Source organism: Achromobacter sp. DH1f (assembly GCF_000633435.1).
GTDB lineage: Bacteria > Pseudomonadota > Gammaproteobacteria > Burkholderiales > Burkholderiaceae_B > Achromobacter > Achromobacter deleyi.
Genome location: NZ_AYMF01000075.1, coordinates 1 through 378 on the forward strand (window position 1 = coordinate 1; position 378 = coordinate 378).

The window sequence follows — 378 nt, forward strand, 5'->3', positions numbered from 1 at the left end:
AGCGTGCGCGGCGTGGGGGTCTCAGTATTCAGCCCACAAGTGTTGGGCGGCGTAGGCGCGCCAGGGGCGCCAGGATTCTGCACGGGCCAGGAGTTGGGCGGGGGTGTATTCGCGGGATTCCAGTTTTTCCAGGGCGCGGATCAGGCCGATGTCGGACGCGGGGAAGGCGTCGGGTTCGCGCAGGTGGCGCAGGGCGATGTATTGGGCGGTCCATTCGCCGATGCCGCGGATGGCGCGCAGGCGGGTGATGGCGGTTTCCAGGGTGTTGGAGGGGGCGAAGAGGTGGGGGTCGGCCAGGGTGGCGGCGGCGACGGCGGAGAGGGTGGCGGCGCGGGTGCGGGGCATGCCCAGGGGGGCGAGGTCGGCGGGGGCCAGGGC

1 protein-coding gene is annotated in these 378 nt (G+C 72.5%); it reads right to left on the reverse strand.

The features are described 5' to 3' along the window. Positions 1–21: 21 nt before the first annotated feature. Positions 22–378, reverse strand: a 357-nt coding sequence (locus U858_RS0132955; RefSeq protein ID WP_025141337.1) for a hypothetical protein, incomplete at its 5' end; no start/stop codon positions are given.